The sequence below is a fragment of the Nocardiopsis sp. TRM 82005 genome (assembly GCF_056312425.1).
The window spans coordinates 126157-143481 of the sequence record NZ_JBWDTQ010000018.1 but is presented as its reverse complement, the minus strand read 5'-3'; the positions used below and the strand labels follow the sequence as shown (position 1 = coordinate 143481).

Annotated in this window: 14 protein-coding genes; 9 read left to right on the top strand and 5 right to left on the bottom strand. The window is 71.6% G+C overall.

The genetic code is table 11. The features are described 5' to 3' along the window. Positions 1–111: 111 nt before the first annotated feature. The 3 genes from AC0T5L_RS15340 (at position 112) to AC0T5L_RS15330 (ending at position 3474) form a co-directional block, all read left to right on the top strand. Positions 112–1377, top strand: coding sequence for a GNAT family N-acetyltransferase (locus AC0T5L_RS15340; protein ID WP_476166148.1), 1266 nt, complete (start codon positions 112–114; stop codon positions 1375–1377). A 70-nt stretch (positions 1378–1447) separates the two neighbouring features. Continuing rightward, on the top strand, positions 1448–2710 hold the full coding sequence (locus AC0T5L_RS15335; protein ID WP_476166147.1) for a GNAT family N-acetyltransferase: 1263 nt from the start codon (positions 1448–1450) through the stop codon (positions 2708–2710). A 290-nt stretch (positions 2711–3000) separates the two neighbouring features. Continuing rightward, positions 3001–3474, top strand: coding sequence for a carboxymuconolactone decarboxylase family protein (locus tag AC0T5L_RS15330; RefSeq protein WP_476166146.1), 474 nt, complete (start codon positions 3001–3003; stop codon positions 3472–3474). A gap of 66 nt (positions 3475–3540) precedes the next feature. On the opposite strand, the gene AC0T5L_RS15325 is transcribed toward AC0T5L_RS15330, so the two are convergent. Beyond that, positions 3541–4602 carry an aminotransferase class V-fold PLP-dependent enzyme gene (locus AC0T5L_RS15325; RefSeq protein WP_476166145.1) on the bottom strand — a complete coding sequence of 354 codons (1062 nt, stop codon included), beginning with the start codon at positions 4600–4602 and terminating at the stop codon, positions 3541–3543. A gap of 82 nt (positions 4603–4684) precedes the next feature. Continuing rightward, a complete protein-coding gene (locus tag AC0T5L_RS15320; RefSeq protein WP_476166144.1) occupies positions 4685–5224 on the bottom strand; it encodes a MarR family winged helix-turn-helix transcriptional regulator in 540 nt (179 codons plus the stop codon). Between the two features lie 267 nt (positions 5225–5491). Here AC0T5L_RS15320 and AC0T5L_RS15315 point away from each other — a divergent pair, with 267 nt between their 5' ends. The 5 genes from AC0T5L_RS15315 (at position 5492) to fahA (ending at position 11551) form a co-directional block, all read left to right on the top strand. Continuing rightward, positions 5492–6454, top strand: a complete 963-nt coding sequence (locus AC0T5L_RS15315) for an MBL fold metallo-hydrolase (RefSeq protein ID WP_476166143.1) — start codon at positions 5492–5494, stop codon at positions 6452–6454. A 69-nt stretch (positions 6455–6523) separates the two neighbouring features. Continuing rightward, positions 6524–8218 (top strand): FAD-dependent monooxygenase, encoded by a 1695-nt coding sequence (locus AC0T5L_RS15310; RefSeq protein WP_476166142.1) that lies wholly within the window; start codon positions 6524–6526, stop codon positions 8216–8218. A 36-nt stretch (positions 8219–8254) separates the two neighbouring features. After that, positions 8255–9463, top strand: coding sequence for a cupin domain-containing protein (locus AC0T5L_RS15305; RefSeq protein ID WP_476166141.1), 1209 nt, complete (start codon positions 8255–8257; stop codon positions 9461–9463). Continuing rightward, positions 9460–10308 (top strand): hypothetical protein, encoded by an 849-nt coding sequence (locus AC0T5L_RS15300; protein WP_476166140.1) that lies wholly within the window; start codon positions 9460–9462, stop codon positions 10306–10308. The genes AC0T5L_RS15305 and AC0T5L_RS15300 overlap by 4 nt, the downstream gene beginning before the upstream one ends. Before the next feature lie 28 nt (positions 10309–10336). Next, positions 10337–11551: a fumarylacetoacetase gene (gene fahA, locus AC0T5L_RS15295; RefSeq protein ID WP_476166139.1), complete on the top strand. Its 1215-nt coding sequence runs from the start codon at positions 10337–10339 to the stop codon at positions 11549–11551. Positions 11552–12040: 489 nt separating this feature from the next. Here fahA and AC0T5L_RS15290 read toward each other — a convergent pair whose 3' ends face one another. After that, positions 12041–12601 carry a hypothetical protein gene (locus AC0T5L_RS15290; protein WP_476166138.1) on the bottom strand — a complete coding sequence of 187 codons (561 nt, stop codon included), beginning with the start codon at positions 12599–12601 and terminating at the stop codon, positions 12041–12043. A gap of 1071 nt (positions 12602–13672) precedes the next feature. After that, positions 13673–14299, bottom strand: coding sequence for a TetR/AcrR family transcriptional regulator (locus AC0T5L_RS15285; RefSeq protein ID WP_476166137.1), 627 nt, complete (start codon positions 14297–14299; stop codon positions 13673–13675). Positions 14300–14359: 60 nt separating this feature from the next. On the opposite strand from AC0T5L_RS15285, the gene AC0T5L_RS15280 reads away from it, so the two are divergent. After that, positions 14360–15802 carry an aldehyde dehydrogenase family protein gene (locus AC0T5L_RS15280; protein ID WP_476166136.1) on the top strand — a complete coding sequence of 481 codons (1443 nt, stop codon included), beginning with the start codon at positions 14360–14362 and terminating at the stop codon, positions 15800–15802. A gap of 7 nt (positions 15803–15809) precedes the next feature. On the opposite strand, the gene AC0T5L_RS15275 is transcribed toward AC0T5L_RS15280, so the two are convergent. Further along, entirely contained in the window at positions 15810–17303 is a 1494-nt protein-coding gene (locus tag AC0T5L_RS15275; RefSeq protein WP_476166135.1) for a polysaccharide deacetylase family protein, read from the bottom strand. Positions 17304–17325: the final 22 nt, after the last annotated feature.

Sequence of the window (17325 nt, the reverse complement as noted above, 5' to 3'; positions counted from 1 at the left end):
TCGCCGACGTGTGGCCCCCGCCCGGCCGGGCGGGGGCTCGTCTGCCTCCACCACGGCTCGCCGTTCGGAAAACCACTGGCGTCCGCCGGGGGCGGCTGAGAGGCTCGCACCATGACAGGCGTGCGAGAGTACGGCTCCCTCCGCGGCGACGATGCCCTCTGGACCGTGCGCGGAGGTACGGAGCAGGAACACCCCCAGGCCCTGAGGGTCTTCACTGAGGCCCTCAACGTCTCTGCCCAGGAGGAACTGGACAGAGAGCGAGACCATCCCACGGCCGAGCACGACCGCACCCTGCTCGCACTGGACGGTGACCGGATCGTGGGCACCACCATGGCCCACAGCTTCGAGATGACCATGCCCGGCGGTCCGCGCCCGGTGGCCGGTGTGACGGGTGTGGGTGTGTGGCCCACCCACCGCCGCAGGGGCGTACTCAGCGCGATGATGCGCCGCCAGTTCGCCGACATCCGCGCCCGGGGTGAGAACCTCGCCGTGCTGTGGGCCTCCGAGGGAGGCATCTACGGCCGGTTCGGCTACGGCCCCTCCTTCCAGGAGATGCGGGCGAGCGTCCAACGCGTCCACGCCGCTCTGCGCACCGACGTGCCCCGCGACCCCTCCCTCACCGTTGAACTGGTCGAGCCCGACCAGGCGCGCCAAGAGATGGAACACCTCCACCAGCGGGTCCTTCCCACGCGGGTGGGGCAGTTCCTCCGCGGCGCCAACCGGTGGAGCCTGATACTCAGGGACAAGCCCGGATCCGAGCCCGGGCGGACACGCGTGGCCCTGGTACGCGACTCCGACGGACCCCGGGGATACGCGCTGCACAGGCTCCTCAACGGCCAAGAGGGAGGCTCGCCCCAGGGACGGGTCGTGGTGCACGAACTGCTGACCACCGACCCGGCCGCGCGGGTCGCCCTGTACGAACACCTGCTGGACCGCGACCTGATCGCCGAGACGGTCTTCGGGAGCCTGCCCGAGGACGACGCCCTCACCGTCTTGCTGGCCGATCCCGGGCGCCTGGTCCGGCACGGCTTCGACGCTTTGTGGGTGCGGTTGGTGGACGTGCCCGGGGCCCTGTCCGACCGTCCCTACAACATCCCGGTGGACACCGTGGTGGAGGTCACCGACCGGTTCGCGCCGTGGAACGCCGGCCGCTGGCACCTGAGCGCCGACACCGGCGGAGCCCGTGTGCGGGCCACCGACGCCGCCCCCGACCTCAGCCTGGACGTGTCCCACCTGGGCGCGGCCTACCTGGGCCGTCGCCCTCTGACCGGATTCGTGGACGCGGGAGCTGCCACCGAGCACACCCCAGGTGCGGCCGCCCGGCTGGACACCGCCCTGTACGCTCCGCGCGCCCCCTTCTGCGGCACCGACTTCTGACGAGAATGACACCTACACCACACACACCAGCCGTGGCCGAGACCGCGGCGCAGTTGACAGGCTTCGGAGTATGACAACCAATTCCAGCTCCCATACCGACTGGACCGTACGGGGAACCGACCGCGACGAGCACACCGAGGTGATGCGCGTCGTCGGTGAGGCCCTGCTGTCGTCGGCACCGCCCGAGGAGCGCGAGCGCTACCTCCGCCCCCTGCTCGACGCCGAGGGGTACGACCGTCTCCTGGTGGCCGCGGACGGCGACGAGGTCGTGGGGGCGGTCAACGACTTCGCCTTCGAGATGACCATGCCCGGCGGTCCGCGCCCGGTGGCCGGTGTGACGGGTGTGGGTGTGTGGCCCACCCACCGCCGCAGGGGCGTACTCAGCGCGATGATGCGCCGCCAGCTCGCCGGCATCCACGCGCGCGGGGAGAAGTACGCCGCGCTGTGGGCCTCCGAGGGAGGCATCTACGGCCGGTTCGGCTACGGTCCGGCGGTCACGGAGATGGAGACGAGCGTGCGCAGTCCCCACACCGCGCTGCGCGCCGACGCTCCGGTGGACTCCGGCCTGGAGGTCCGCCTCGCCGACCCCGCACAGGTGCGCCCGGACCTGGAGCAGGTGCACCGCGAGGTCGCCTTCGCCCAGGCCGGCCAGTTCCAGCGTGCCGGGCACTGGTGGGACCGCGTCCTGCGGGACCTGCCCGAGCAGCGCGGCGACAAGGGCCCGCTGCGGGCCGTGGTGGTGAGCGGACCCCGGGGACCCTTGGGCTATGCGCTCTACCGCACGCGCAGCAGGTGGGAGCGGGACGGAGCACACGGCGAGGTGCACGTCAGCGAGGTCAACGCGACTGCCCCGGCTGCCTGGGCCGCCCTGTACGAGCACCTGTTCAGCCGCGACCTGACCAGTGAGGTCGTCTTCGGCTCCCTGGCCCTGGACGATCCGCTGCGTCATCTGCTCGCCGACATGGGCCGGGCGGTGCCCGTGGTCTACACGTCGTTGTGGGTGCGGTTGGTGGATGTGCCCGGGGCCCTGTCGGAGCGCTCCTACACCGTGCCGGCCGAGGCGGTCCTGGAGGTCGCCGACCGGTTCGCGCCGTGGAACGCCGGCCGCTGGCACCTGAGCGCCGACACCGGCGGAGCCCGTGTGCGGGCCACCGACGCCGCCCCCGACCTCAGCCTGGACGTGTCCCACCTGGGCGCGGCCTACCTGGGCCAGAGCACGCTGGGCGGCTACCTGCGCGCGGGGCTGCTCACCGAGCACACCCCGGGTGCGGTGGAGCGCCTGGACGCCGCGCTGCACCGTTCCCAGGCCCCGTTCTGCGGTCTGGTCTTTTGACCGTCCGACGTGCCGGGGCGGTGCTCTTCGGAGCAGCCCCGGCTCCGCGGGCGGGCCTGTGCGGGCGCTGTGACCGCACAGGCCCGCCGGGTCGGCGGTCGGAGGGAGCGGGAGGCCTCCCGCCCGCCCGACGACGGGGCTGCGTCGTCCAGACGGCCGCCACCCGTCCCCGCCGCGCCAGATGCCTTGCGTGTGACACGCGTCACCGGCATCGCCCCGTTCGGCTGTCACATCCGGCCGGGCCGTTCCGTCAGTGCTGTGTAACCACCGACAACGGCAGGGAGCGCACTATGGACGCCCGTCTCAACCTCTTCGGCAACCCGGTCGTGGCCAAGTCCCTGGGGCACGTCGTCTCGGCGAACAAGGTGACCTCGGACTCGACGCTGCCGGCCGCGACGCAGGAGCTGGTGAAGATCCGCGCCAGCCAGATCAACGGCTGCGGCTTCTGCACCGACATGCACACCAAGGACGCCGAGCACTCCGGGGAGACCTCGCTGCGCCTCAACCTGGTCGCGGCCTGGCGGGAGGCCGAGGTCTTCACCGGGGCCGAGCGGGCCGCCCTGGAACTGGCCGAACAGGGCACCCGCATCGCCGACGCGGCCGGTGGTGTCACTGACGAGGCCTGGGGGAAGGCCGCCGAGCACTACGACGATGACCAGTTGGGTGCCCTGGTCTGCCTCATCGCCCTCATCAACGCCTTCAACCGCGTGAACGTCATCGTCCAGCAGCCCGCCGGCGACTACCAGCCGGGCCAGTTCGACTGACCACGGATCCCGAGGGCGGCCTCCAGCCGCGAGGCCGCCCGTGCTCCTCCTTCCCGGCTCCTCCCCTCACAGGCCCTTCAGCGTCTTGGCCAGGAGGTCCACGTCGGACTCGTCGTTGTACAGGTGGAAGGCCGCCCGAAGCCGTCCGTCGCGGACGGCGGTGGCGATCCCGGCCTCGGCCACGCGCTCCACGGCGCCCTCGGGGGCGGGTACCGACACGATGGCCGACCCGGTGGGCTCCATGTCCATGGCTTCGCGGAAGCGGTCGCCCAGGGCGGCGTCGTGCTCGCCGACCGTCTCGATCCCCACCTGCTGGAGCAGGTCCAAGGACTCCTCCAAAGCGATCCAGGCCGACCACACCGGCGGCAGGTCCAGGCGGCGGGCCTGCTCGGCCAGTCGCAGCGGTCCTCCGTACAGCGAACCCCACCGGTCATCGCACGCGTACCAGTTCGCGGCCTGGGGTTCGAGCGCGGTCCGGGCCTCGGGGGTGGCGGTCAGCAGGGCGGCCCCGCGTGTGCCCAGCAGCCACTTGAAGGTGACGCACACCGTGTAGTCGATCCGGCTGGCGTCCAGGGGCAGCCATCCGGCGGACTGGGTGGTGTCCACCAGCAGCCGCGCCCCGTGGTCGGTACAGGCACTGACCAGGTCCTCGATCGGGGCGATCGCGCCGTCGGCCGATTGCACGGAGGAGACGGCCACCAGGTCGGTGTCGGGTCCGACCTCCTCGGCCAGGGCCTCCAGGGGCACCTCGCGCACGCGCACGCCGTGCTCCTGGCGGGCCAGGAAGGGAAAGGCCAGTGAGGCGAACTCGTGGGCGGCGGTGAGCACCCGCGTGCCGGGGGGAAGGCTGGCGGCGATCGTGCCGACGAGTTGGGCGACGTGGGAGCCGATGGCCACGTCGTCGGCGGACACACCGCTCATGCGCGCGTAGGCGGCGCGGACCCTGTCGATCCCGGGGTCGGTCTCGGACGGGGAGAACAGGCCGGAGGCCACCTCGTGGGTGTGCCGTTCCAGGGCCCGCAGCGTTCGGTGGGGCGTCAGGCCGTGCGTGGCGGTGTTGAGGTAGGTGTTCTGGGCACTGAACTGCCGCCGGGCGGAGTTCAGGCGGGCATAGCTGGCGTCGTCCATGGCTCGATGCTCACAGCCGGGGACGGGGCGCTCAAGGTCCATTCCGGTCCGGAGAGGACTGTGTTCGGACCCGCGGGCGGCCTCAGCTGCGGAACTTGGCCTTGGCCTCGGTGGAGCCCGCCATGAGCTTGTTGAGCAGGCGCACGAGCTCTTCGCGTTCCTCGGGTTCGAGGGCGTCGGCCCAGGCGCTCTCGCGCCGGTTGTGCGCGCGAAAGCCGCCGAGGATCGCCCCGTATCCGGCCTCGGTGAGGCTGAGCTGTAGGGCGCGCCGGTCGTGGACGGCGCGCTCGCGCACGATGAGTCCGTCGCGTTCGAGGGTGTTGAGCAGCGCGGACAGGGCGGCCCGGCTCATGCCGGAGATCTCGGCGGTGGTCTTGGCCTCCATGGGGCCGGCCAGCCACAGCGCGAAGATCACCCTGAATCCGGGCCAGGTGAGTCCGCGTGGGCGGTGGACGGAGGACTCCAGGTCGTAGATCACCATGCTCGTGGCCCTGTTGAGGGTCAGGACCATGCGCATGGCGTCGGTGTTCACCGAGGGCAGTTCCTGTTCGGCCTTGCTTACCGCGTAGTCCACGAATGACCAGAAGGTGAGATCGCTGGGGGGTGCGGTGTTGTGGGTCACGCGCACCACCCTAGCGCCCGAAGTTTCTCCGCCTGGACGCCCGCTGTTCGCAAGCCGTCGGCCCCCTGCGCCTTGAGGACCACCGGACCGGTCACGCCCCGGGTGCGGCCGGGATCGGGGTAGCCTGCTCCTGTGATCTGTATCACGTAACAACCGGTCCCACGCCTCTTGGTGCTGTGGCTTGGGGCACGTTATGGTCAGAATCATCAAACCTTTGATCAATTGGGCGGGGTCCGCCGCCCGGAGCGAGTGAAGGGTCCTTCGACCATGGCAGCCAAGCCGTTCGCCTCATCCGCCGACACCGAGGCCAAGCAGCAGACCCTGGAGGTCCTGGCCGACGGTGTCTACGCTCTGACCGCCGAGGGCGACCCCAACGTGGGCGCCATCGAGGGCGAGGACTTCCTCGTGGCCTTCGAGGCCCTCGCCACCCCCGCCGCCGCACGCGACTGGCTCACCGTGCTGCGCCAGCACACCGACAAGCCCATCCGCTACCTGGTGCTCTCGCACTACCACGCGGTCCGCGTCCTGGGCGCCAGCGCCTTCGACGCCGAGATCGTCCTCACCCACGAGAAGACCCACGAGCTCATCCGCGAACGCGGCAAGGAGGACTGGGCCAGCGAGTTCGGCCGCATGCCCCGCCTGGCCAAGGACGCCGACTCCGTGCCCGGCCTGACCTGGCCCACCCAGACCTTCGCCGACCGCACCACCATCGACCTGGGCGGCGACCGCGGCGAACTGGTCTTGCAGTACTTCGGCCGCGGCCACACCGAGGGCGACATCGTCGCCTGGCTGCCCAAGCACAAGATCCTCTTCGCGGGCGACCTCGTCGAAGCCCAGGCCGCCCTCTACACCGGCGACGCCTTCCACCACGACTGGGCCGGGGCCACCCTGGACGGGGTCAAGGCCCTGGGCGCCGAGATGCTCGTCGGCGGGCGCGGCGCCGTCAGCCGCGGCCGCCAGGAGGTCGACGCCGCCATCGAGCAGACCCGCGGCTTCCTCGACGTCATGATCCGCGAGGTCGGCGCCGTCCACGGCCGCGGCGGCACCCTCAAGGAGGCCTTCGACGCCACCCACGCCGCCCTCGTCGGCGACTACGGCCACTGGCCCATCTTCGAGCACTGCCTGCCCTTCGACGTCTCACGCCTGTGGGACGAGTTCTCCGGCATCGAACGCCCCGTCATCTGGACCGCCGAGCGCGACCGCGAGGTCTGGGACCAGCTCCAGAACTGACCCGCCCCGTCCACCCTCCTTCTCCCGTCCGCGCCCGTACGGGGCGCCCACGCCGAACGGAGCCACCACATGCACCCCCCTGCTCCACGCACCCCCGCCGACCCCGGCGCCGAACCGGTCCTGGTACTCGGCGCGGGGCCGGTCGGCCAGACCGCGGCCCTGCTGCTGGCCAGGCGCGGCGTCCCCGTACTGGTCGTGGACGAGCGCCCCGAGCGCGACGCCGTCGGCTCCAAGGCCATCTGCCAACAGCGCGACGTGCTCGACGTCTGGGACTGGCTGGGTGCCGGCACCATCGCCCAGGAGGGGCTGACCTGGGACACCGCACGCACCTTCTACCGCGAACACGAGCTGTTCAGCGTCCACCTCGCCGACCCGGGTGCCTCGCCCCTGCCCCCGTTCGTCAACATCTCCCAGTCCCGCACCGAGGAGGTACTCGACGAGCGCATGGCCGAGGCGGGCGTGCCGGTCCTGTGGAACCACCGGGTCACCGGCCTGACACAGGACGAGCGCGGCGTCACCGTCGAATGCGACACCCCCCGGGGCCCGGCGCTCCTGCGCGGCTCCCACGCCCTGTCGTGCCTGGGCGCCCACGGCGGCGTGGTCCGCGAGACACTCGGCCTGACCTTCGAGGGCACCACCTTCGACGACCGGTTCCTCATCTGCGACATCCGCGCCGACCTCACCGGATGGGAGCGCGAGCGCCGCTTCTACTTCGACCCCGAGTGGAACCCCGGCCGCCAGGTCCTCATCCACCCCTGCCCTGACTCGGTCTACCGCATCGACTGGCAGGTCCCCTCCGACTTCGACCTGGCGGCCGAGGAAGCCAGCGGCCGCCTGGAGGACCGTATCCGCCAGATCATCGGCGAGCGGCCCTACGAGATCGTCTGGCACTCGGTCTACCGGTTCCACACCCGCGTGGCCGAGCGCATGCGCACGGGCCGCGTCCTGCTGCTCGGCGACAACGCCCACCTGGTCGCCCCCTTCGGAGCACGCGGCCTCAACTCCGGCGTCCAGGACGCCGAGAACGCCGCGTGGAAGCTCGCCTACGTCCTGGCGGGGTGGGCGGGGGAGGAGCTGCTGGAGAGCTACCACGCCGAACGCCACGCCGCGGCCCTGGAGAACGCCGACGTCACCAGCGCCACCATGCGCTTCCTCGTCCCCCACGACGATGAGGGGCACCGCACCCGCGTCACCGTGCTGGAGCGGGCCCTGACCGAGAAGGCAGCCCACGCACGGGTCGACTCCGGGCGCCTGGCCGAACCGTTCTGGTACACCGACTCGGCCCTGACCACCCCCTGCCCCGAACGCCCCTTCGGCGGGCGGCCCCCACGCGGACAGCCCCCCGTCCCCTGCCCCGGGGTGATCCTGCCCGACGCCCCCGTCAGCCTCCCCGGCGAGGACGCACCCACCCGTATCCGCCCGCTGCTGCGCCAGGGCCTGACCCTGCTGGTGGGCACCGCTCCCCAAGGCCGCGATCCCGACGTCTTCCTGGGGAGAGTCCGCGCCGCCGCGTGCGAGGTCACACGCGCCCCCGTCACCGCCCTGTACCTGGACGGGGCCGACGCCACCGGTGCGCTCACCGGCGCCCTGGCCCCCGAGCCCGGCCAGGTGTGGCTGGTCCGCCCCGACGCCCACGTGGCCGCCGTCGTCGCGGGCGAGGACCCCGCCGCCGTACGCGCGGCGGTGCGCACCGCGCTGGGGCTGGCCGGCGCCCCCGCACCCGACACGGACGCACCCGGCGACGGATCCCTCACGACCACCTGACCCAGCCCGATCCCACACGGAAGGGAGAACAGCGCCATGGCCTACTACCGCCGGGTCGGCGAGGTGCCCCGCACCCGCCACACCCAGCACCGCAACCCCGAGGGCGGTCTGTACTACGAGGAGCTGATGGGGGAGGAGGGCTTCTCCTCCGACTCCTCGCTGCTCTACCACCGAGCCATCCCCTCGGCCATCGCCGACGCCGCCGAGTGGCGGGTCCCCGACCAGACCCGCACCCGCAACGCACCGCTGGTGCCGCGCCACCTGAAGCTGCACGAGCTGTTCCCCGGCCAGGAGTGGAAGGCCGCCGACGTCGTGGAGTCGCGTCGCCTGGTCCTGGGTAACGACGACGTGCGCATCTCCTACGTCGTGGCCGGAGCGCCCTCCGAGCTCTACCGCAACGGCATCGGCGACGAGTGCGTGTACGTGGAGTCGGGTACCGCACGTGTGGAGACCGTCTTCGGCCTACTGGAGGTCGGACGGGGCGACTACGTCATCCTGCCCCGGGCCACCACCCACCGCTGGGTGCCCACCGGAGAGGAGCCGCTGCGCGCCTACGTGGTGGAGGCGGGCAGCCACATCACCCCGCCCAAGCGCTACCTGTCCCGCTACGGGCAGCTGCTGGAGCACGCGCCCTACTGCGAGCGCGACCTGCGCGGCCCCTCCGAACCGCTCCTGGCGGAGGGCGAGAACGTCGACGTGCTGATCAAGCACCGCGGCGACGGACCCGGAGGGATCTCCGGCACCCGCTACACCTACCCCACCCACCCCTTCGACGTCGTGGGCTGGGACGGGTGCCTGTACCCCTACGTCCTCAACATCGACGACTTCCAGCCCATCACCGGCCGCGTCCACCAGCCGCCGCCCGTCCACCAGGTGTTCGAGGGCCACAACTTCGTCATCTGCAACTTCGTGCCGCGCAAGGTGGACTACCACCCCGGCGCCATCCCGGTGCCCTACTACCACTCCAACGTCGACTCCGACGAGGTCATGTTCTACTGCGGTGGCGACTACGAGGCCCGCAAGGGCTCCGGGATCGGCCAGGGATCCGTCTCCCTGCACCCGGGCGGCCACTCCCACGGCCCGCAACCCGGCGCCTACGAGCGCAGCATCGGTGCCGAGGCCTTCGACGAACTCGCCGTCATGGTGGACACTTTCCGCCCGCTCGACCTCGGTGAAGGCGGCATCGCCAGCGACGACGGCGCCTACGCCTGGACCTGGGCCGGCGGACGGAGGGAGCAGCGGTGAGCACGGCACTGTACCGCGGGCTCTTCGACGACGCCGCGCTCTTCCCACCCGGCAACGCGCCCATGGGCGGGGCACTGCCCGACCACCGCGTGCACCGGGCGGGCCCGCGCGCCGAGTACGTCGGCCCGCTCCTGGTGTCCGACGCCCGCGTGGGCGAGCTGCGCGCCGTCCTGGCCAGGGAGGAGGACGGCCGCGAACCACTCGCGGTCGTGGTCACCGTTCCCGGCGGGGCCGACGGCGTGGCGGCCGCGGTGGAAGCGGTCCTGGCCGACCCGGCACTGCGCCTGACCGGGGTGGAGGCCGCCGCGGGGCCCGGCGCCGCCACGGCCGTGGCCGAGCGGTTCGACGCCCACCTGCCCGTGGGGGTCCAGGGATTCGTGGAGGTCTCCCGCCAGGGTGATGTGCGCGCTGACCTGCGGGCGCTGGCCGGCACCGGCCACAACGCCAAGTTCCGCACCGGCGGGCTCACCCCCCAGGCACACCCCGACGAGGAGGAACTGGCCGCGTTCCTGCACGCGGCCGTGGAACTGGAGCTCTCCTTCAAGTGCACGGCCGGACTGCACCACGCCGTCCGCCACACCACCGTCGAGGGGTTCGAACAGCACGGCTTCCTCAACGTGCTCCTGGCCACCGCCGTCCTGATCGAGGGCGCCACCGAGCGGGAGGCCGCCCACGTGCTGGCCGACCGCGACGGCCCGCGCCTGGCCGCGCTGGCCGCCAAGATCACCGACGCCGAGGCCGAACGGGTGCGCCGCCACTTCCGCTCCTTCGGCACGTGCAGTGTCACCGAGCCCCTGGAGGACCTGGTGGTCCTCGGAGCACTGCACGCATCCCGTACCCGCTGACCCACCCACTCCCAAGAAAGCGAACGCCATGCCCGACAGCTGGCTCGACCTCGCACCGGACGCGCAGTTCGGCCTGGCCACCCTGCCCTACGGGGTGTTCAGTACCGACGCCGACCCCGCCCCGCGCACGGGCGTGGCCGTAGGCGACCACGTCCTGGACCTGGGCGCCGCGGCCCGCGCGCTGGACGCGCCCTTCGCCGAGACCGTCTCCGGCCCCAACCTGGACGGCCTCCTGGCGGCCGGGCGCACGGTGTGGGACGAGGTGCGCGCGGCCCTGACCGACTGGTTCACCGCCCCCGCCCACGAGGCCGGGGTGCGCCCGCACCTGGTGGAGCGCTCCGCCGTACGCATGCACCTGCCCTTCACCGTCGCCGACTACGTGGACTTCTACGCCTCGGAGCACCACGCCACCAACGTGGGCCGCATCTTCCGCCCCGAGCAGGAGCCCCTCACCCCGAACTGGAAGCACCTGCCCATCGGCTACCACGGCCGCGCGGGCACCGTCGTGGCCTCGGGCACCGACATCGTGCGCCCCACCGGCCAGCGCAAGCCGCCCACGGAGCCCGCCCCGGTCTTTGGCCCCTCGGCCCGTCTGGACATCGAGGCCGAGGTCGGTTTCGTCGTCGGGACGCCCAGCGCGATGGGTGACCGGGTCGGGGTGGACGACTTCGCCGACCACGTCTTCGGGGTGTTCCTGCTCAACGACTGGTCCTCCCGCGACCTCCAGGCCTGGGAGTACGTGCCGCTCGGCCCGTTCCTGGGCAAGTCCTTCGCCACGTCCGTCTCGCCGTGGATCGTGCCCGTGTCCGCCCTGGAGTCCGCCCGGGTGGAGCAGCCCGCCCAGGACCCAGAGCCGATGCCCTACCTCAAGGGGTCCCAGCCCTGGGGCCTGGACCTGCGCCTGGAGGTCCGCCTCAACGGGCACGTGGTCTCGAACCCGCCCTTCGCCCAGATGTACTGGACGGCGGCCCAGCAGCTCGCGCACATGACGGTCAACGGGGCCTCCCTGCGCACCGGCGACGTCTACGCCTCGGGGACCGTCAGCGGCCCCGAGCCCGGCCAGCGCGGCTGCCTGCTGGAGCTGACCTGGAGCGGCAAGGAGCCACTGCGCCTGCCCGACGGTAGCGAGCGCGCCTTCCTGGAGGACGGCGACGAGGTGACCATCACCGCCACAGCCCCCGGCCCGGACGGGACCAGGGTCGACTTCGGCGAGGTGAGCGGCAGGATCCTCCCGGCGCGGTAGTCAGAGGTACCTGACGGTTTCCGGGCCCGGTCGCGGTCCGCCACAGGCGGTCGGCGGCCGGGCCCGCATCGTGCCGCTCCCACGGTGGTCCCGTCGCCGGCTCAGCCCCGAGGAGCGCGCCGGCCCGCTCCTGGGCCGGGGAAGCTGGCTGCCCGCGCGGAGCCAGAGGCGGAGGGCGTCCTCGCCGCCGCGATGCGCTGCCCCTCCGCCTCTCTTCGGCCCTTCGCTTCGACGGAGGGCCGTTTTCATGGTTGAACGGGAAATCCAGGCCATTCCCTGTTAGGCGGCTTCTCGGAAAAAGCGGAGAATTCGGGTTGCTGGCATGTGTGGGATTGAGTGAAAAACCTGCGCACTCGTGTTCGTTGCGCTAGCTTGATTCCTGAAAAGAAAAATCCCGGTCGGTGCGGACAACACTGAGCCGGGATTTGGTCGACGCATGCGTGAACAAGCATTCGACCGTGCCACCTGCCTGTACCTACCCTCAGGCCCTCAGGAAGGCGACCCGTTATGGAGTCTAGCTCTTCCGGCCCCTGTGCCACCACCGAACGCCGTGATTCGGCCAGGTTTTTCGGTCCGTACGAACGCCCTCGCAAGTCCATGAAGGGCATCGGGTTCATACCGGACATCTGGGTCAATAAGGCCCGCGAGGCCGGGCTCTTTCCCAGCCCCCGTTCCTTCATCGTCGCCGGGATCGTCGCGTGCGCCGCCGACCTCGACGGGCGCTGGTGCTTTCTGTACCTGGACAACCTGGTCGACCGGTCCGGCGGACTGCTCAGCCTCTCCGGGGCCAAGCGCGGTATCAACGACCTCATCGGCGCGGGGCTGCTCCGCGAACTCACGCCTCACGAAGCCAGTGCCTTCTTCTTCGGGGGGCTGGTGAGGGGAATCCGCTCCCTGGACTGTCTGCCTCTCGTCCTCGAACTGCTGATCCCGGCCGAGGACTTCCTCGATCCGGTGCGCGAGGAGATCAACGCCGTCCGCTCGGCGCTGGGGGAGGAGCCCCTGGACGAGACCACCCGTCCTCGCCTTCGGAAGGTGGCGACGGTTCAATCTGACCCCGGCGGCAGTTCATGTTGGCCCACATACCCGTCTCCCACTCACCTTCCTCCAAACGAGCCCCCCGGTTCCGTCCGGGGAAGCTCAACCACAGGGGAAGAAGCCGCGCCAACGCCGGCGGAGGGGCCCCACGGCCGGATCGCCCGCGTCCCGAACCGCCTCCTGCTCGACCCCGCCGCCGACCGTGCCGCCCTGTGCCGGGCGGTGGACGACCTCGCCCGCCAGGGTCTGTGCATCGCGGCCCTGACCGCGCTGCTGCGGGGCGTTGAGCACCTGGGCAGGCCCTATCCGGCGCTGATGAGCCGCCTGCGCGACCTGGACGCGGCCCGGGCCTTCCTGGGCGGGGCCCTGGGGCGGGGCGTGAGCGCCCCGGGGCGGCCGACCATCCCGCGGCCCCGCGCCGCGGGGGAGGAATCAGACCTCTTCGGCCGAGTCCCGGAGTTCGACGTGGACGGGCGCGGTACCGCCACACGCACCTGCCCCGACCACCCCGGTGTGCGCAACGTGCCCGGGGGCGCCTGCCGGGCATGCGGCAACCCCTGCCGGCGGGTGCCGAACGAGCTCCTGCACCCGCCGGCTCCGCCCTCAGCGCCCGAATCCGGCGGGGGGAGGGGAGGCCCCCGGTGTCGAGGAGCTGACGGGGGAGGAGCCCTCCGGCCTCGCCCCGGCCCTCACCGAGCGCATCCTGGCGTCCCTCACGGCCAGTGTGCCGACCGCCGCCGACGGACCCGCCGAGGAGGCCGAACCGGCGCATCCGCCCGCACGGCGGGCGATCATCGACGGCATCCGCCAACGGCTCGTCGCCTGACCGAACCACCAGAACAAAATCTATGTTGTAAAGGTGGCGGTTAGGTTCATACCAAACTGGCCGCCGCGCTCGCCGGCACGGCTCCCGCCCCCCGCGTATCCCCCTGGTACGGCTACTCCCCGCTGGACCCGGCCCACCTGGCCGGTAGCGACGGGATCGTGTTCGCCAAGGACGTGCCGCGGAGGTAGTGCCACCGCCAGCGCGCCCGTTCCGGCCTCCCCGAGGCAGGGCAGGCCGGAGCGCCTCCGCGCCCGGGCCTATCCGGTCCGTGCGCCCAGGGCGCGCAGGAGGTAGGGCAGCAGCCGCTCGGCCATATCCGTGCCGGGCTGGGACCCGGGCTCGTGCGGGATGAGGAAGGTGTGGCTGACCATCGGGCCGATCACCATCTCACCCACCACCAGCGGATCCTGCCCCGGCGGGATCTCGCCCCGGTCGGCGGCCCGCGCCAGGAGCGCCTCGACGCGGGTCTGGAGCGGTAGGACGAACTGCTCCATGAGTACGTCGGCGAGCGCCTGGTTGTGCGCGGCCTCGCCCAGTACGGCGCGCAGCAGGCGCCCGGAGGGGCCGTCCAGGGCGGCGGCCTTGTCGTGCAGGAGGGAGGCCAGGTCCGAGGCCAGGCTCCCGGTGTCGTGGTCGGGGCCCAGTTCCTCGGCCCAGGCCTGGGAGGCTCCCAGGACCAGGTCCTCCTTGGAGCGCCAGCGCCGGTAGAGCGTGGCGGTGGAGACACCGGCCCGTCTGGCGACGGCGGCCGTGGTCAGGCCGCTGTAGCCGTGCAGCCGGAGTTCGGCGAGGGTGGCGTCCATCAGCGCGCGGTCCCGGCTGGCGTCGCGTGGCCTTCCACGGTGGGGGGTGTGCGGCGCGTCCGGCAGATGGTCCGTGGTCATGTTCGGGATCCTATGCCAGCCCCTCTTTTGAAACGAAAGTGTTTCGTTTAACATCACCCCATGACGAACCCCTCCAGCGCCCGAACTGTCGAGGACACCGCTCCGCAGGGCGGTGAACCGCTGACCCTGACCACCGAGATCCCCCCCGTCGTCGCCCGCCTGCGCGCCGCGTTCGCCTCCGGTCGCACCAAGCCGATCGCCTGGCGCCGCGCCCAGCTGCGCGCGCTGCGCCGCCTGCTCACCGCGGAGCGCCCGGCCCTGGAGGAGGCTCTCAAGGCCGACCTGGGCAAGAGCCCCGTCGAGGCGCACACCACAGAGATCGGTTTCGTGGTCAACGAGATCGACCACACCCTCAAGCACCTGGCCTCCTGGCTGCGCCCCCAGCGGGTGCCGGTGCCCCTGTCCCTGGCTCCGGCCAAGGCGCGCCGTGTGCGCGAGCCGCTCGGCACCGTGCTCATCGTCTCGCCGTGGAACTACCCGGTGAACCTGTCCCTGGCGCCCCTGGTCGGTGCCATCGCGGCGGGTAACGCCGCCCTGGTCAAGCCCAGCGAGCTCGCCCCCGCCACATCCGCCGCCCTGGCCGCGTTGGTGCCCCGCTACCTGGACGCCGAGGCCGTCGCGGTCGTGGAGGGCGGGATCCCCGAGAGCACCGCCCTGCTGGAGGAGCGCTTCGACCACATCTTCTACACCGGCAACGGCGCCGTCGCCCGCATCGTCATGGCCGCCGCCGCCAAGTACCTGACACCCCTCACGCTGGAACTGGGCGGCAAGAGCCCGGTCATCGTCGAGCCCGGCGTCGACCTGGCCACCACGGCCCGCCGCCTGGCCTGGGGCAAGTTCACCAACGCCGGGCAGACCTGTGTTGCACCCGACTACGTGCTCGCCGTCGGCGACACCGCCGAGCCCCTCCAGCGGGAGCTGGCCGCCGCCATCACCGAGATGTTCGGCGACGACCCGGCCGACAGCGCCGACTACGGGCGCATCGTCAACGAACGCCACTTCGACCGGCTCACCGCGCTGTTGGAGAGCGGCACCGTGGTCGCCGGCGGCCGACACGACCGTGGAAGCCTCTACCTCGCCCCCACCGTTCTGGGAGAGGTGGAAACGTCGTCCCCGGTGATGGCCGAGGAGATCTTCGGTCCGATCCTGCCGGTGCTCAGGGTCCCCGACCTGGACGCGGCCATCGCCTTCGTCAACGGGCGCGACAAGCCGCTGGCGCTGTACGGCTTCACGGACTCGGAGGAGAGCAAGCGCCGCCTGACCACCGAGACCTCCTCCGGCGGTCTGGCCTTCGGCCTGCCCATCGCCCATCTGGCCGTTCCCGACCTGCCCTTCGGCGGTGTGGGTGATAGCGGTATGGGCGCCTACCACGCCGCGGCCTCGGTCGAGACCTTCTCGCACACCAAGTCCGTGCTGGACAAGTCGCTGTTCATGGACACCATGAAGGTCGCCTACGCGCCCGTCACCGACCTCAAGGAGAAACTGCTGCGCAGGCTCCTTTGACCGCCGGTCAGGAGAGCTGGGCGTCGGTGTACACGTCGCCCGGCTCCAGGCCCGCGGCCCCGAAGACGTCGGTGACCGTGACGAAGTGGTAGCCCTGCCGGTGCAGTCCGGCCAGGACGGCGGGGACCGCCTGTACCGACGTTTCGTGGATGTCGTGGAAGAGCACCACGCTGCCCGGCACGGTGTGGGTCAGCGCGTGCTCGCTGACGATGCCGCTGTCGCGGTTCTGCCAGTCCAGTGTGTCCACGTCCCACAGGATGAACGGCTGGTCCACCGATCGGCGTGCCGTGCCGTCCAGTGACCCGTAGGGGGGCCGGATGGTGGGCGGGGAGAAGCCGGTCAGCTCGCGCACGGCCTCGTTGGTGCGCTTGATGTCCTTGCGGATCTCGGTGCTCGACATCTTCGCCAGGTCGTCGTGCTTCCAGGTGTGGTTGCCCAGTTCGTGTCCCTCCGCGGTCATGCGCCGTACCGGGTCGGGAAACTCCTCCACCAGCGACCCCAGTACGTAGAAGGTGGCGTGCGCGTCGTACTCGGCCAGGATGTCGAGCAGCGTCTCGGTGTGCTCGCCGGGTCCGTCGTCGAAGGTCAGCGCCACGCACCTGAGCCGTGCGCAGTCCAGGGTGTGTCCGTCGGGGCCGGGCTCACCGTCCAGTGGCAGCTCCTCGTCTGCGCTGTTTCCCGACAGTGCGGCCTCCCGTGCCCGATAGCCCAGCTCGGAGAGCATCTCCTCGGCGTCCTCGGGATCCACGGCCACCAGCACCTCGTTGACCCGGCCCGCCGAGGGGACTTCGGAGGGATCCATTCGCACGGCCAGGCCGCCCGCCGTGCTGAACGCCAGGTCCTCCAGCGGCGAGTCCGTCCAGCGCCCGGCTGCCTTGCGGTCCTGCTCGGCGTCGTTGTCGGGGGCGCCCGCCTCCACGGCTTCCTCGCCGCCCCGGGCGACCTCGCCGACCGGTCCGGGCAGCTGCTGCCGGGGAATGTTGTACCCGTCTTGCAGTACCTCGGCGAGCGCCAGGTGGGCCTGCTCGATCGCCTCCTCGTCCCGGAACAGCGACGTCCACGGCAGGACCTCGCCGTTTTCGGCGTCGTACCACAGGGTGCTGGCCTCGAAGGTCTGGTCCCTTCCGGCCGAGGCGGTCGCGGTCAGCCGTACCCCCACCACGTCGGGGGAGGCGGCCAGGATGGTCACGTCCTGGTGTAGCTCGGGCGTTCCCCGCTCTGGGAGCTCGTCGAGGAAGGCCGTCTGCCGCTCGGCCATGCGGGTGCGGGTCTCCACCGTCAGCGGGTGCGCCTCGCCCAGCACCGGGTAGCGGTAGCTCACCACGCTGTGGTCGGTGGCCACCGTCACCGTGGGTGCCTTCAACCCGGCCATGTCGTCGGTGGAGGTCCGGACCGCCTCGGCGTAGGGCAGGGCCTGTTCCATGGCATGGCAGCCGGGGACCAGAATGAGGCACAGGGCAGCACTGACGGAGATTTTTCGTCGCAGAGAGGTGAGAGCCACGAGGGGACCATATCCGAGCAAC

Excerpts from the sequence above, each read along its gene's own strand:
- AC0T5L_RS15285 (WP_476166137.1), bottom strand. The coding sequence starts at position 14,299 with ATGACCACGGACCATCTGCCGGACGCGCCGCACACCCCCCACCGTGGA.
- AC0T5L_RS15305 (WP_476166141.1), top strand. The coding sequence starts at position 8,255 with ATGGCCTACTACCGCCGGGTCGGCGAGGTGCCCCGCACCCGCCACACC.
- fahA (WP_476166139.1), top strand. The coding sequence starts at position 10,337 with ATGCCCGACAGCTGGCTCGACCTCGCACCGGACGCGCAGTTCGGCCTG.
- AC0T5L_RS15330 (WP_476166146.1), top strand. The coding sequence starts at position 3,001 with ATGGACGCCCGTCTCAACCTCTTCGGCAACCCGGTCGTGGCCAAGTCC.
- AC0T5L_RS15340 (WP_476166148.1), top strand. The coding sequence starts at position 112 with ATGACAGGCGTGCGAGAGTACGGCTCCCTCCGCGGCGACGATGCCCTC.
- AC0T5L_RS15315 (WP_476166143.1), top strand. The coding sequence starts at position 5,492 with ATGGCAGCCAAGCCGTTCGCCTCATCCGCCGACACCGAGGCCAAGCAG.
- AC0T5L_RS15325 (WP_476166145.1), bottom strand. The coding sequence starts at position 4,602 with ATGGACGACGCCAGCTATGCCCGCCTGAACTCCGCCCGGCGGCAGTTC.
- AC0T5L_RS15310 (WP_476166142.1), top strand. The coding sequence starts at position 6,524 with ATGCACCCCCCTGCTCCACGCACCCCCGCCGACCCCGGCGCCGAACCG.
- AC0T5L_RS15335 (WP_476166147.1), top strand. The coding sequence starts at position 1,448 with ATGACAACCAATTCCAGCTCCCATACCGACTGGACCGTACGGGGAACC.
- AC0T5L_RS15280 (WP_476166136.1), top strand. The coding sequence starts at position 14,360 with ATGACGAACCCCTCCAGCGCCCGAACTGTCGAGGACACCGCTCCGCAG.